At 49.0% G+C, this 14,548-nt stretch carries 13 protein-coding genes; 6 read left to right on the forward strand and 7 right to left on the reverse strand.

What is annotated here, in order from left to right:
* Positions 1-25 precede the first annotated feature (25 nt).
* The 4 genes from LPW40_RS11170 (at position 26) to LPW40_RS11185 (ending at position 5,606) form a co-directional block, all read left to right on the forward strand.
* Positions 26-1,087, forward strand: coding sequence for a TAXI family TRAP transporter solute-binding subunit (locus LPW40_RS11170; RefSeq protein ID WP_230822324.1), 1,062 nt, complete (start codon positions 26-28; stop codon positions 1,085-1,087).
* An 84-nt stretch (positions 1,088-1,171) separates the two neighbouring features.
* Positions 1,172-3,244 (forward strand): TRAP transporter permease, encoded by a 2,073-nt coding sequence (locus tag LPW40_RS11175; RefSeq protein WP_230822325.1) that lies wholly within the window; start codon positions 1,172-1,174, stop codon positions 3,242-3,244.
* 72 nt (positions 3,245-3,316) lie between these two features.
* The gene (locus LPW40_RS11180) at positions 3,317-4,741 is read left to right on the forward strand and encodes an SLC13 family permease (RefSeq protein ID WP_230822326.1); all 1,425 of its coding nucleotides are present in this window, start codon (positions 3,317-3,319) and stop codon (positions 4,739-4,741) included.
* Positions 4,742-4,826: 85 nt separating this feature from the next.
* Entirely contained in the window at positions 4,827-5,606 is a 780-nt protein-coding gene (locus LPW40_RS11185) for an IclR family transcriptional regulator domain-containing protein (RefSeq protein WP_230822327.1), read from the forward strand.
* Between the two features lie 42 nt (positions 5,607-5,648).
* Here LPW40_RS11185 and LPW40_RS11190 read toward each other — a convergent pair whose 3' ends face one another.
* From LPW40_RS11190 to LPW40_RS11220, 7 genes are all read right to left on the reverse strand, one after another.
* Positions 5,649-6,851 carry a thiolase family protein gene (locus LPW40_RS11190; protein WP_230822328.1) on the reverse strand — a complete coding sequence of 401 codons (1,203 nt, stop codon included), beginning with the start codon at positions 6,849-6,851 and terminating at the stop codon, positions 5,649-5,651.
* Positions 6,848-7,498 carry a 3-oxoacid CoA-transferase subunit B gene (locus tag LPW40_RS11195; protein WP_230822329.1) on the reverse strand — a complete coding sequence of 217 codons (651 nt, stop codon included), beginning with the start codon at positions 7,496-7,498 and terminating at the stop codon, positions 6,848-6,850. Before LPW40_RS11195 ends, LPW40_RS11190 begins: the two co-directional genes overlap by 4 nt.
* Complete coding sequence (locus tag LPW40_RS11200; protein ID WP_230822330.1) at positions 7,495-8,181, reverse strand: CoA transferase subunit A; 687 nt, start codon at positions 8,179-8,181, stop codon at positions 7,495-7,497. Before LPW40_RS11200 ends, LPW40_RS11195 begins: the two co-directional genes overlap by 4 nt.
* A 6-nt stretch (positions 8,182-8,187) precedes the next feature.
* Entirely contained in the window at positions 8,188-8,991 is an 804-nt protein-coding gene (locus LPW40_RS11205; RefSeq protein WP_230822331.1) for an alpha/beta fold hydrolase, read from the reverse strand.
* Between the two features lie 42 nt (positions 8,992-9,033).
* Positions 9,034-9,501 carry a DUF3237 domain-containing protein gene (locus LPW40_RS11210; RefSeq protein WP_230822332.1) on the reverse strand — a complete coding sequence of 156 codons (468 nt, stop codon included), beginning with the start codon at positions 9,499-9,501 and terminating at the stop codon, positions 9,034-9,036.
* 63 nt (positions 9,502-9,564) lie between these two features.
* The gene (locus LPW40_RS11215) at positions 9,565-10,359 is read right to left on the reverse strand and encodes a dioxygenase family protein (RefSeq protein WP_230822333.1); all 795 of its coding nucleotides are present in this window, start codon (positions 10,357-10,359) and stop codon (positions 9,565-9,567) included.
* A gap of 59 nt (positions 10,360-10,418) precedes the next feature.
* Complete coding sequence (locus LPW40_RS11220) at positions 10,419-11,540, reverse strand: muconate/chloromuconate family cycloisomerase (protein WP_230822334.1); 1,122 nt, start codon at positions 11,538-11,540, stop codon at positions 10,419-10,421.
* Between the two features lie 359 nt (positions 11,541-11,899).
* Here LPW40_RS11220 and LPW40_RS11225 point away from each other — a divergent pair, with 359 nt between their 5' ends.
* Both LPW40_RS11225 and LPW40_RS11230 read left to right on the forward strand, forming a co-directional pair.
* The gene (locus tag LPW40_RS11225) at positions 11,900-13,252 is read left to right on the forward strand and encodes an alanine/glycine:cation symporter family protein (RefSeq protein ID WP_230822335.1); all 1,353 of its coding nucleotides are present in this window, start codon (positions 11,900-11,902) and stop codon (positions 13,250-13,252) included.
* A gap of 212 nt (positions 13,253-13,464) precedes the next feature.
* Positions 13,465-14,520: a TAXI family TRAP transporter solute-binding subunit gene (locus tag LPW40_RS11230; RefSeq protein WP_230822336.1), complete on the forward strand. Its 1,056-nt coding sequence runs from the start codon at positions 13,465-13,467 to the stop codon at positions 14,518-14,520.
* Positions 14,521-14,548: the final 28 nt, after the last annotated feature.

The raw sequence follows: 14,548 nt of genomic DNA on the forward strand, positions 1-14,548 counted from the left end.
AAATAAAAACAAAGGGGAGTTAATTATGAAAAAGTTTTGGTTATTGCTCAGCACGATGATTATTGCGGTCGTTTTGGCAGCCTGCGGCAACGGAGGTACGGATGAAGGCACGGAAGGAAACGGTGAAGGCGAGGCAGAAGCTGATTTTGAGGAGAACGAGTATCCATCTACTGTGACTGTCGGTACAGCTTCGCAGGGCGGTACTTATTACATCTGGGGCGGCGGCCTCTCGACATTGCTTGAAGAACACCTCGATATCTCTTCAAACATTGAAGTGACGGGCGGTCCGGTGCATAACATCCAGCTGCTGGATGCAGATGACATTCAGCTTGGAATGGTGACGGAAGGACCTCTTTATGAAGGTTATACAGGCGAAGGTGAATGGGCGGATCAGGAATATGATGATATCCGTGTGATTTTCCCGATGTATGATACACCGTTCAACTGGTTCTCATTGGCCTCAACAGGTGCTGAAAACCTTGAAGACCATGAGGGCGAACGCGTCGGAATCGGTCCTGCAGGCGGCACGCCGGGCACTTACAACCCGATAATCTATGATATCCTCGGCATCGAAACAGGCGACCAGGTGGCAGCCGGTGCAAGTGACATGGTTTCACAGATGCTTGACGGCCAGCTGGATCATATCGGCTTCTCTGCAGGTCTTCCGATTTCAGCGGTTGTAGAAGCTGAAACGCAGGCGGACATCAACATTTACGGCCTTACAGAAGAGCAGCGTACCACAGTGATGGAAGAACTCCCGTACTTCCAGGAATTCACCATCCCGGGCGGCACTTATGACTCAATGGACGAAGATATTGAAACCGTTTCCCAATTCAACTACGGTGTCGTCCAAAAAGAGGCAAACTCTGATTTCGTCTATGACCTTGTGAAAGCGTACCATGAAAACATCGATCAGATGATCGACACCCATAACTCGGCTTCAGAGGCGGAAGATCCTGAAGTCATCACGAATAACACAGATTACCCGATGCATCCGGGAGCCATCCGCTACTATGAGGAAATCGGCGTAGAACTTGCTGATGAAGTTTATCCTGAAGAGTGGAGCGACGAGGAAGACAGTGAATAACATTATTTTTACATGCTGACTCTGTTCATTGATACAGCCGGTTGAAACCGGCTGTATTAATGCAGGGATAAGGGGGGGAAGCGCTTGAATAAAAATACTCATGATGACGACAGAAAAAAAGTTGATGGCAATAAAGGGCACAGATCGGAAGATCAGCCTGACTATAAGGATGAACTTTCCATTGAATCAGAACTGGATGAAGAAGGTAAACTGGATACGGAAATTGTTGAAGATGCGCTGGAAAAGTCTGAGGGCACCAGGAATCTTTCAGGATGGAAAAGATACCTCTTCATGGGGATTGCCGTTTTCGGCGCCCTTTATCACTTGTATATCCTGAATTTCAACCCTATAGACCCCTGGGTGTTCAGAAGCACACATATCGTGTTCGGCACGGTACTGACGCTGATGTTCTATAAGGGATGGAAGACGGAGTCCAATCGTATTCCTATAGTGGACTGGATACTGATAGCAGCTGCAATATTCATCGGATACTACATAGCGGAAAATCTGACGACGCTGGTATTCCGTTTTGGGGTCACACCGACCACACTGGATGTCATTGTAGCGACAGTGGGTGTACTGCTGGTTTTGGAGATCACGAGAAGGACAAGCGGATGGACACTGCCGATACTTGCAGGTGTATTCATCGCGTATTCCTTCCTGGGGCCTTATATGCCAGGCATCTTCAATCACAACGGGTATTCCTTTGAAAGGTTCATCACTTACATTTATGGTCTTGACGGGGTGTTCGGGGTGACGACGGATGTATCTTCCAGATATATCATCCTCTTCATCATATTCGGGGCCTTCCTCCAGATGTCCGGTGTGGGCCAGTACTTCATTGATGTGGCTTTCAGGCTGGCAGGATGGATGCGCGGCGGTCCGGCCAAAGTCGCCATACTGGCTTCTGCACTGATGGGCTCGATCAACGGCACTTCGGCAGGTAACGTCGTTGCGACCGGATCACTGACCATACCGTTGATGAAAAAGACCGGCTACCGGCCGCGGTTCGCCGCTGCTACGGAAGCGACGGCATCGACAGGCGGGCAGCTGCTGCCGCCGATCATGGGTGCAGGTGCCTTCCTCATGGCCGAAATCACCGGGATACCGTATTCCGAGATCATCATCGCAGCAATCATACCGGCACTGTTATACTTCGTCTCCGTCTATTTCATGGTCGATTTCCAGGCTTTGAAGGAAGACTTGAGGGGCGTGCCGCGCCATCTGCTGCCGAACATCAAAGATCTCGCGAAGAAGGTATACCTCTTCATCCCGATCATCGTACTGGTCTACCTGCTCGTGGCCGGATACAGTATAGTGTTTGCCGGTACAGTCGGCATCGTCCTGTGCTTCGTCTTAAGCCTTTTCACCAAAGAGACGCGCATGGGCCTCATGAAAGTGCTTGAAGCGCTCGAACTGGGGATGAAAAATGCATTGCAGCTCATCGCAATCGTCGCGACTGCCGGCATCATCGTCGGGGTCATCGCCCTGACCGGTGTGGGACAGAGATTCAGCACGATGCTTTTGACGATTGCGGATAACAATCTGCTGATCGCCCTGATTTTTGCGATGCTCTTATCCATCCTGCTCGGCATGGGGATGCCGACGACGGCCGCCTATGCGGTGGCGGCGTCTGTAGTTGCCCCGGGTCTCGTCAGGATGGGGATGGAACCGCTTCTTGCGCATATGTTCGTATTCTACTATGCAGTCCTGTCAGCCATCACACCGCCTGTTGCGCTCGCGGCCTTTGCCGCGGCCGGGATCACCGGCACCGATCCGATGAAGACCGCCGTGGAGGCGTTCAAGATCGGCCTGGCTGCATTCATAGTCCCTTTCATGATGTTCTACAGCCCGGAACTTCTGCTTCTGAGTGACGACACGGTCGCAATCATCCTTGCGGTCATCACCGCATTATTCGGCGTTTATTTCCTGGCCGCAGCGGTGCAGGGGTGGTTCTTCAAGAAAAGGACCGCATGGTATACGAGGATACTGCTGCTTGGTATCGCCCTTCTGCTGATGATGGCGGACCTCACAACCGACGGGATCGCCATTGGGCTCATCATCGCTGCGGCACTGATCCAAAGGTTCGTAAATAAAGATCAGCCGCACCAAAAAGAGCTTTCAGCCAATAACGGGGATAATTTCAATACAACTTGATGCGTTTTAAGAAATACAGCATATTAATGCTGTATTTCTTTACATATTCATACACTAATGGAGTGGGGCCATATGACAAATAAAGAGAATCATACACCCGGCCTGCGCCGGATCATCATCTTTGCAGCGGCGACCGTATTGTTCATCGCGGTGCTGATCCTGCTCCCGGAAGGGGTCGGCTGGTCTGAGCGGGCCACCATTTCAATCATGCTCTACGGCCTGATACTGTGGGCGTTCGCACCGATCCCGATCGGCCTCACATCGATGATGGTGCTCGTGCTGCTGATGCTCCTTAGGCCGGTTGAGATCGAGACTGTACTCAGCGGTTTTGCTTCCCCCGCAGTTTTCCTGATCATCGGCGGCATGATGATCGCAATCGGGGTCAACCATACAAACCTGATCAGAAGGATGACATATTCCCTCCTTGCAACGATGGGATCGAGTGCCAAAGGGATCTACATCGGCGTCGGGCTGCTCAACCAGATCCAGGCGTTCTTCATCCCCGCCACCGCAGTCAGGGCTTCCCTGATGATGCCGGTGCTTGACGGCATCATCAAGGAGGCGGACATAAAGAAAGAATCGAATTTCAATAAACTGCTCTACATCAGTACGGCATTCGGCATCAGCATCAGCGGGGTGGCCGTGCTCACCGCGGCGATCGGCAACATATTGACGATCGAGCTGCTGAGGCTGTATGCGGGTGTATCGATTTCCTATCTTGAATGGTTCATATACACTGCACCGATCTGGATCGTGCTGGTGGTCGTCATCATGTTCATCCTCTGGAAGATGTATACGCCTGAAGAGGAATCGTTTCATGCACTTCAAAAGGAAATGAAGAAAAAGAATGAGGAGATCGGCAGACTCGGAAGCGATGAGATAAAGTGCATCCTCATACTGGCACTCACCATCCTCATCTGGCTGACCGAATCATGGCACGGCTACCATCCGACTTTCGGCGCCCTGTTTGCTGTCGTGCTCATGGCACTGCCCATCATCGGCTTCATCGAATGGCAGAAGATGCTTAAGATCAATTTCGGCATCGTCCTCTTGATTGGTGCGACCTTATCCCTCGGCTATTCGCTGATAGAATCCGGGGCGATCGACCTGCTCGAATGGCTCGTCTCGCCGCAAATCATCGTGGAAATCTTCAGCAATCCGTGGCTTGCGATCCCCATCACCGTGATCGTTTCCCATATATATCATCTCGGGGTCACCAACGTATCGACAGCGGTCATCACGCTGCTCCCGGTGCTGATCAGCCTGTCCGTCCAGTCGGGTCAGGATCCCGTCGTCATTTCCGTCCTGTCCGCCATCACACTGCTGCTCGGGTTCATACTGGTCGTCGAGACGATGCCGAACGTCGTGGTCCACAGCACAGGCAGGGTGGAGCAGCAGGACTTCCTCCTGCCCGGCCTGGTCTCCACAGTGGCGAGCATCTTCATAATTACAGGGGTTGCATATATCTACTGGCCATTGATCGGCTTTTGGCCGTAACGGATGGTTATAGGAAGCACCGGCAAGCCAGTCATGTTATACTATTAGTACAGAGTTCTAATTATCGTACAAATGAGGAATTATTATGACTGAAGATATTAATCGTGCCGATCACCTCCAGACACTCGAAAAAGGGCTTAAAGTGATTGAAGCATTCGACGGACGCGACCACCTGACCATTTCCACGGCAGCGGCCCTCACTGACATTTCCAGACCGACCGCACGACGCGTATTGATCACGCTGGTCAATCTGGGGTATGCACAGATGCTGGATAACCGTTTTTATTTAACACCTAAAGTGCTGTCACTCGGTTATTCATATATGACGGCAAGGGACAGCTGGGAAATCACCACGACCCTCCTCCGTGAACTTTCGAAGAAAACCAATGAATCAAGCTCCATCGCCAAACTGGTCGGGGAGGAGATCGTCTATATCGGCCGTGTGCCTGCCAATAAGATCATGAAGATATCCCTGAATATCGGGACACACTTGCCTGCATATGCCACCTCAATGGGGAAGCTGCTGCTTGCCCAAAAAAGCGAGGAAGAATTGGCCGAGTATTTCGCTACAGCTGACTTGAAGCCGCTCACGCCTTATACGGTGTATAAGGAAGCGGATTTGAGGAAAGAATTCGAAGAAATCCGTAAGAGGGGCTGGGCGATCAGTGAAGACCAGCTCGAAATCGGGCTGATGTCCATTGCAGCACCGATCCGCAATATGCGCGGGGAGATCATTGCGGCCATCAACTGCTCGACCAACTCATCACAGACCACACGCGAGGAAGTTGAAGAGACCTACCTGGAACCGCTCCTCGAAACAGCTGACCTGATCAGCCGCAATACTGAAATAGAACTGCCATTTTAACAAACAAAAAAGCTGATCGGAAACCCGATCAGCTTTTTTAATTTACTCTATATTGTCCACCATCAATGAGATGCCCTGGCCGACACCGATACACATTGTCGCAAGACCAGTCTTTGTGCCTCTCTTCTTCATTTCATATATCAGATCGGTCAGTATACGGGCACCGCTTGCACCGAGCGGGTGGCCGAAGCTGATGGCCCCGCCGTTGACATTCACTATTTCCCTGTCGATGCCAAGCTGGTTGATGCATTCGATGGACTGGGACGCGAATGCTTCATTCAGCTCGACGAGACCGATGTCAGAAATCGTGCGTCCCGTCTTTTCAAGCAGCTTTTTGGTTGAATCGATGGGACCGAGCCCCATCACTGCAGGTTCCACCCCTGCCGTTGCAGAGAATGTGTATTTGACAAGCGGTGTAAGCCCCAGCTCCTCCGCCTTTTCCCTGCTCATGACAAGAAGTGCGCTGGCGCCGTCATTCACGCCGGATGCGTTGCCTGCGGTCACTGTACCGTCGGGGAAGATGGAACGCAGCTGTGAGAGTTTTTCAAGCGTCGTTTCAGGTCTTGGATGCTCATCCTTATCCACCACCGTTTCGTTCCCTTTACGGTCGGTGATCGTGACAGGCACCATCTGCTCCCTGAAGCGGTCCGCTTCCACAGCAGCTTTGGCACGCTGCTGGCTTTCATAGGCAAACGCATCCTGCTCTTCTCTTGTTATCCCGTACCTTTTTGCGACGTTTTCCGCAGTTTGTGGCATAGAATCTATGCCGTGTTCACTTTCTATCTTCGGATGCGGGAACCGCCATCCTATCGTCGTATCGACGAGCTCCATATTGCCCCTGGGGAATTCCTTCTCAGGTTTCAGCATGACGAAAGGTGCCCTTGACATGCTTTCAGTACCGCCCGCAATTGCAATATCGATTTCCCCTGTGATGATCGACCGGGCTGCCATCGAAACAGCATCAAGGCTTGATCCGCACAATCTGTTAACTGTCGTTCCCGATACGCTCTCGGGAAGGTCGGCAATGAGAGCCGACATGCGTGCAACGTTCCTGTTCTCTTCACCAGCGCCGTTCGCATTGCCGAATATCACTTCGTCGATCTGATCGACATCGAGACCCGGGTTCCTTTCAACGAGTGCTTTTATGACGATGGCGCCCAGATCATCGGGCCTCACCGACTTCAGTGCACCTTTGTATCTTCCGATCGGCGTCCTCACCGCATCCACTATTACAACTTCCGTCATTGTCCGACACTCCTCTTCAGTGCTTCCGACACTGTATAATCCGCTTCTGTTTTTTCTGCGACCTCTTCCAATGTTGCCTCGCCCATCAATTCGATCAGTTCGAATCCGTCGCCTTTCCTTTCAAAAACCGCGAGGTCCGTGATGATCATATCCACCGGCCTTGTCGAAGTGATCGGGAAGGTGCATTCTTTTAAGAACTTCGGGGAACCGTCCTTTGCAGTATGGTTCGTTGTGATGATGACCTTTTTCGCCCCGACGAGCAGATCCATCGCACCGCCCACACCAATGATATCCTTGCCCGGGATTGCCCAGTTCGCCACGCGTCCTGCTTCATCCACCTGAAGCACACCGAGTATTGCAACGTCGACATGGGCACCGCGGATCATCCCAAAAGAGTCGGCACTGTGGAAATAACTTGCACCCACCGCTTCACCGACCGGCTGCTTGCCGGCATTCACGATATTCGGATCGATGTCTTCCTCTGCCACAGAAGTGACGCCAAGCAGGCCGTTCTCTGTATGCAGGTAGTACTTTTCCTTATCAAGGTAGTTTGCAACGAGGGTGGGGATGCCGATGCCAAGGTTGATCACCGAATATTCATCAAGCGCTTCGGCAGCACGCTCTGCTATCATATCTTTTACACTCATTTCTGAACCACACCTTCCTTGGTCAAAATTTGCTCTGCCAATACGATTTTATCGACGTATATGTGCTGGGTCGCAATCTCTTCCGGATTCAATTCTCCGACTTCAACGATCTCATCCACTTCCGCCACCACATACTTCCCGGCAGTCGCCATCATCGGATTGAAGTTCCTTGCCGTCTTGTAATAAACGAGGTTGCCGAGCTTGTCCGCCTTATGTGCACGCACTAGGGAAACATCGGATTTTAAAGCTTTTTCGAATACGTATTCCTCACCGTCGATGTCTTTGGTCTCCTTGCCTTCGGCAAGTTCCGTCCCGACACTCGTCTTCGTGAAGAAGCCGCCGATGCCGGCACCGCCGGCACGTATCGCCTCGCCCAAAGTGCCCTGCGGCAGCAGCTGGAGTTCGAGTTTCCCCGCGTTGTACCATTTGGCGACTTCCCTGTTGCTTGTAAAATAAGATCCGACTGCTTTTTTCAACTTACCCTGGTCAAGTAATATACCGAGGCCCTTTCCTGCTTCGCCGACGTTATTGCTGACGACCGTCAGCTCTTTAACATCGATCTTTGTCAGTTCATCTATCAAGGATAAAGGCGCGCCGATCAGACCGAACCCGCCGACCATCAGTGTGTCGCCATCCTTGACCGGTTGAAGAGCAGATTTTATATCAGTGATTTTTGATTTCATCTTCATTTACTCCTCATCTAAAAATTTTTCTATTTTCTCGTTCAAATCTTCCTGTTTGTTGAATACTATTTCGTAATGATTGATATGCTTCACTGTTGAATCTATATCGTTAATGGTTTCCAGCATCTTATCATAACCTTCCCTGCTGAAAAGTGCCGTATCATCTTTGATCGGTCCGGTGCATATGATGAGGAATGCAGGCACCTGGACTTTTTTGTAAGCTTCATCATAAGGGAAGTCATAAAAGCTTTCAAAATCCTGCTTAGTCAGATTGTAATCGGACTTATGGGTCACTTTGCCGTCTGTCTGCATGATTTCATGGTCGATCACCTGATCCATTACTTCGCTCCATTCGACCCCCATTGCGCCGTATGACTGTTTCATCATCTCCAAATATTCATCCCTGGATTCAAATGTTTTCTCAAGTCTCCCCAGTGACGGCAGTACAAGTCCGCTCGTGTTTTCATCAGCTTCACCGCCGCCGTCCAGGAGGACGACCTTTTTAACTTTCGAACTCCGGCCCGCAACATCTATGGCAATGTATCCGCCCATGGAATAGCCTGCCAGTATGACATTGTCATAACCGAGTGACTTTATCATTTCCAAAAGGTCTTCACTGTGCTGGCTGATAGCCGTGGGATCCTTCTGCTTCGTACTGTCACCGCGGCCGCTCAAATCGTAGCTCAGTGTATTGTATTTGTCTTTAAAATGGTTTTGAAAATGGTGCATCTGCAGATAATTGCCGGTCAGACCATGTATAAAGATCAATAGAACATCGCTCTCCGGATGTTCTGTCATATTGATATTCATTGATTTATCCCCAATGGAGATCTGCTTCATGATTTCCCACTCCTATTCGACTGTATAAATGGAATAACTGACACCTTCCGGCATACGGATGCCGTTCGAGACGAATATTCTGTTATTAAGCCAGTGATATTTCTCGCTTCCGGTTTCAAACACAGGGTTCGTCCTGAAATAATATTCATCAGGATCGACCTCTTCTCCCTTGTCGAGTCGGTTCAGCACGGAACGGGCGCCGGTCCTGATCCCCCTGTATGTCATCAAAATGATCTCCCCGTCATCTGTCTCCAGAGTGATCCGCACATCCTGGATGATTGTGCCGTCTTCACGCACCGTGATCCAGTCATCCCCGCCGGGAAGGACTTCCGCGCTGAAATATTCACCTTCGAACTTACCTCCGGTCACCTGTATGATCCTCCGGTTGCCGACCGGTGTCTTCTTCGGGAGGTGTGGTCTGGCTACGGACAATTCCATATGGCCAAGTAATGATAATTTCGGTTCCGGTAATTCCCTCACGATTCATTCCTCCAATGATTCCTTCAAATATGAAACGGGCATGTCTCCATGCCCGGGTTTTAATTAATTTTCTTTACGTAGTACGAATTCCAGATGTGCCTCTTTATAGTCGCCTTTGTCCACAGGGTCCGTAATGAGCTCTTCACGTACACCTTGTGCGACGTCTGTCTCCATCCATTCATCACCTTCGAAGAACACCTGGGTGATTAAAGTTTCATGGCCTTCTGATTTGAACATGATATGGAGATGAGCAGGCCTCATCGGATGCTGATCCATATAACCAAGGAATTCGCCTGTCGGTCCCTGATCAGGGATTGCATATGGCACAGGAAGGAAAGTCTTCACTGTGAATCTGCCTTCATCGTCCGTGACGAAGCGTCCACGCAGGTTGAAGTCCGGTGCATCAGAATCGAAGTTCGAATATTTGGCTGATGCATCATTCTGCCAGAAATCGACTTCGGCATTCTTCAGTATTTCACCGTCTACGTTTTTCACCGTACCGCTGAAATAGAACAGCTCGCCTTCTTCATCCTCACGCTGCGGCAGTTCAACAACGCCGTTTTCATCCGGTTCGACGAATGGTGCGTTCTCCACGTAATAAGGTCCGAGCAGGGAAGGCTGGGTGCCCGGAAGTTCGGTGTACATCGCCTGCAGTACGTGAGTCTCCAAAAATACGTCCGCATATAATGGAAGTTCTCCTGATTTGCCCAGACGGTCTGCCCAGTTTACGAAGTTTGTATATTCCTCATGGTTCAATTTCGCTTCTTCGAAAAACCCCTGCATATGTTTGATGAAAAGATCGAATACCTCTTCAACACGCTCATTTTTAGTTGTCGGCAATTGATGGTTTACAGTCATATTCCACACTCCTATTAAAGTTTATATATATCTGCCGCAATGCGGTCAGTTATTATTGATCATCGTCTCTTATAATGTTCCAGCTTTTCGTAGTCCAACGTGTTCCCAAAACCGATGTCATCCGGTATTTGTATCTCGAAGTTTTCCACTTTGATATCTTCCAGAGTCAGCTTGTCCTTATATAGAAGGGGACCGAAGATTTCTGTTCCGAACTTGAATTCGGAAATCGTCGAGTACACGCTTGCAGCAATGGCGTTGCCCACAGTCGATTCAATCATGGTGCCGCCGTAGAGTCCGAATCCCGCCGCTTCGGCAATACCGGCAATCTTCTTAGTTTCAAGGATGCCGCCGTGTTTCGCCGGCTTCAACGCAACTGCGTCTCCTGCCCTTTCTTTGATGATCCGGTATGTATCATGTAAAGATGTCGCCGCTTCATCCGCCAGTATGGACACATCAAACCTTTCGGTGAGTCTTTTCATACCTTCATAATTCCATGTCGGCAGCGGCTGCTCGATCATTGAGACACCCATCTCTTCCAGTGCACTGATCTGCTTAAGGGCGGTATATTCATCCCAGGCCTGGTTGATGTCCACAGTGACCCTGGACTCCTCCCCGACAGCTTTGATGATCTCGCCCACATGCCTGACATTCGCATCAGGGTCACCATGGCCGATCTTCAACTTGAAAATATTATGACGTTTAGCATGCAGCATCTCCTTCGCCTCTTCGATGTCCTGTCCTGTATCTCCACTTGCGAGGGTCCAGGCGAGCGGCAGCGAGTCATGAATTTTACCGCCGAAAAGTTTATAGGCCGGGATTTCACGCTGCTTGGCAGCTAAATCAATCAATGCCGTCTCAACGAGGGACTTGGCGAAAAGGTTGCCCCGTACATGCTTTGCAACCGTCGTCATGATTTTATTGAACTGGATGGGGGTCTGATCGATCAGATGGGGCGTGATGTACTTATCCACGTTCGCCTTGATGGCTTCAACAGTACTGTCGCCATAAGAAGCGCCCCCGATCGTTGCGACCTCCGATACGCCGGTCCTGCCCGACTTATCTTTGATGATCGCAATTACAATTGCCTGTGTGGTGATCGTCGTCATCGCGAGCTGATGCGGCCTGATCACCGGTAAATCCACAATATAAGTATCGACCTTATCGATGAAGACATTATCCACTTCAAGCACCTCCTTGTACGTTATTCGTACTAAGATATGTTATTCGAACATATTCTCAGTATAATATCAGGTGAAAGCGTTGTCAATGAATTATTTGAAAATTTTTATAATGGAAAATTACTCTTATTTTGATATGTCTCGAAGATGAAATTTATCCACCAAACTGCTTCATATAAATTAGACAGTATGAAGTTTCTTCAACCAACTATGAAAATCCCCTCGATTTACCCATGAAACTTATTTACAAATAGTATATTAATACACTAATGTACCTTTTTTTATTGTTTTCATAATATTGACATTATTTTAAAGTTAATATATTTTTGAGTAGATACATAATAAAGGGGAGGTTTTATACTATGGGAGAGTGGTTTGCAAATATTACAGCCGAACTCAGCGGCTTTGTCTGGGGACTTCCACTGATCATCTTTTTAGTGGGTACAGGTTTGTTTTTGACTATCAGGCTTTCTTTTTTCTCGTTCCGTATGCTGCCGCATTCTTTGAAGATGCTGTTTACAAAGCAGGATGACAAAAGTGAAGGGGATATATCACATTTCCAGGCGGTTATGACAGCGCTTGCTGCAACCGTCGGTACCGGGAACGTGGTCGGTGTGGCCACTGCAGTGGTGATCGGCGGACCGGGTGCAGTGTTCTGGATGTGGATGACGGCACTTGTCGGCATGGCAACCAAGTATGCTGAAGGTATACTCGGTGTCAAATACAGGCAGGTGAATGCGAAAGGGGAGATGTCCGGGGGACCGATGTATTACCTTGAACATGGTCTCGGACAGAAATGGCTTGGTGTTCTCTTTGCCTTCTTCGCAGTATTCGCGGCAATTTTCGGCATCGGTAATATGATTCAGGCAAACGCCGCTTCGGGTGTCGCACTTGATGTATTCAATGTGCCGACATGGCTTACCGGTGTAATCATGGCTGTCCTGATCGGCCTTGTACTCCTGGGCGGCATCAGGAGCATCGGACGGACGGCCGGTGTGCTCGTACCGTTCATGATCGTCTTCTATCTGGTGGCTGGTCTTGCCATCATGGTGCTGAATCTGGATCTCATTCCTGCAGCTGTCGGGCTGATTTTCACTGATGCCTTTACAGGTCAGGCAGTCGCCGGCGGCGCGCTTGGTACTGTCATTCGTATGGGTGTGGCGCGCGGTCTTTTCTCAAACGAAGCCGGTCTTGGAACAGGCGGTATCGCGGCGGCTGCTGCGAGAACCGACGTTCCTGCACGTCAGGCGTTGATTTCAATGACACAGGTCTTCATCGATACAATCATCGTGTGTTCGATCACAGGCATCACGCTTGTAATGGCTGATATGTATACTACAGGTGTGGAAGGGGCAGCATTGACTGCACAGTCATTTGAATTGTTCCTGCCTGGCATAGGAAACTATGTAGTCGCCATCACTTTGCTGACATTCATTTTCTCCACAATCCTTGGATGGGGATACTTCGGGGAAAAATGTTTCACTTACCTTGTCGGTTCCAGACTTACAATGGTATACAGGGTCATCTTCGTACTCGCGATCATCCCGGGTGCAACGATGTCACTTGAAACCGTATGGAACCTTGGCGATATCTTCAATGCACTGATGGCAGTACCGAACTTGATCGGGCTGATTGCCTTGTCAGGTGTCGTGGCTGCTGAAACGAAGATCTTCATAGATATAAGGAAGAGAGAAAAAGAACAGGGGATAGGATAGGAGCATTTATATAGACTGTCTGTAACGAGTGGAAATCTCAAAGATTTCCACTCGTTATTTTTATTTCTTTAAGAATAACATCGTCAATACCATCTGATGGTTTGAATTTTCAAAAAAGTCCTTGACAACGCTTTCATATATAAAGTATTATAAAGCACATGATGTACGTATAAAATAACTATGTACGATTAACGTACAAGGAGGGACTAATTATGAAGAAACATTTATTGTTGATATTTACTTTAGCTTTCGTTCTAGTGTTAGGCGCATGTAATGGAAATAACGAAGAAGAAGCTGGTGATTCTTCAAATGAGGCAGAGGCAGAAACAGATGAAGATACAGGAATTGAAAGTGAGAGCAGCGCCGCTGAAAGTGCGGAGATGCCGGCTGACATTGGTTTTGCATCAGCCACTGTAGGCGGTTTTTGGAACACCTTATCCGGCGCAATGAGTGAAGACTTGCAAACAGTATTCCCCGGATCTTCAACTACAATAGTTGAAGGTGGATCCATCTCCAATATGATGGGTATGGATGAAGGAACATATGCAATCGGTTTTGCTAATGCTCCAAACGTGACAGAAGCTTATGCAGGCGCAGGAGATTTTCCACATCCTGTTGAAGATGTCAGCTTACTTGCCACTTTATATCCCAACAGCTTACATATCGTAGTGAGAGAAGACTCGGACATCAATAGTGTGGAAGATCTGGCTGGTAAAACTGTCAGCCCCGGCATTAGTGGTTACAGTGCTGAAATTACATTCCAGGAAGTACTTGATGGATATGGCATGAGTTATGATGATCTGGGCGGAATAGAATACACAGGTACTTCTGAAGCAGGGGATCTGCTCAGGGACAATCATATTGACGCTATTGTGAGTCTGCTGGCCGCCCCGGTGTCCACGGTACAAGAGTTGGATACGACATTGGGTGTAAGGCTTATCCCTGTAGATGAGGAAGTGGTCGAAAGCTTGATGGAGTCAAACCCTGGTTACCTCGATTACTCCATCAGCCAGGATGTGTATCCGAACATCGAAGAAGATGTTCCGACGATAGCGGCATACACTGTGCTGATGGCGAGTGAAGAACATGTTGATGAAGATGCAGCTTATGAAATCACAAAAATGGTATTTGAAAACAAAGAAAAATACGCCACCTTATCATCCGTACTGGATGATCTTGATGAAGAATTCTCAGTGGAAAATGCAACAAGTGAATTTCATCCGGGCGCAAAAAGATATTATGAAGAACAAGGCTTAGAATTAAATTAACACTTTTATGAGAACACAATAATTGAAT

Origin of the sequence: Salinicoccus halitifaciens, from assembly GCF_021026095.1 — a bacterium.
Classification (GTDB): Bacteria; Bacillota; Bacilli; order Staphylococcales; family Salinicoccaceae; genus Lacicoccus; species Lacicoccus halitifaciens.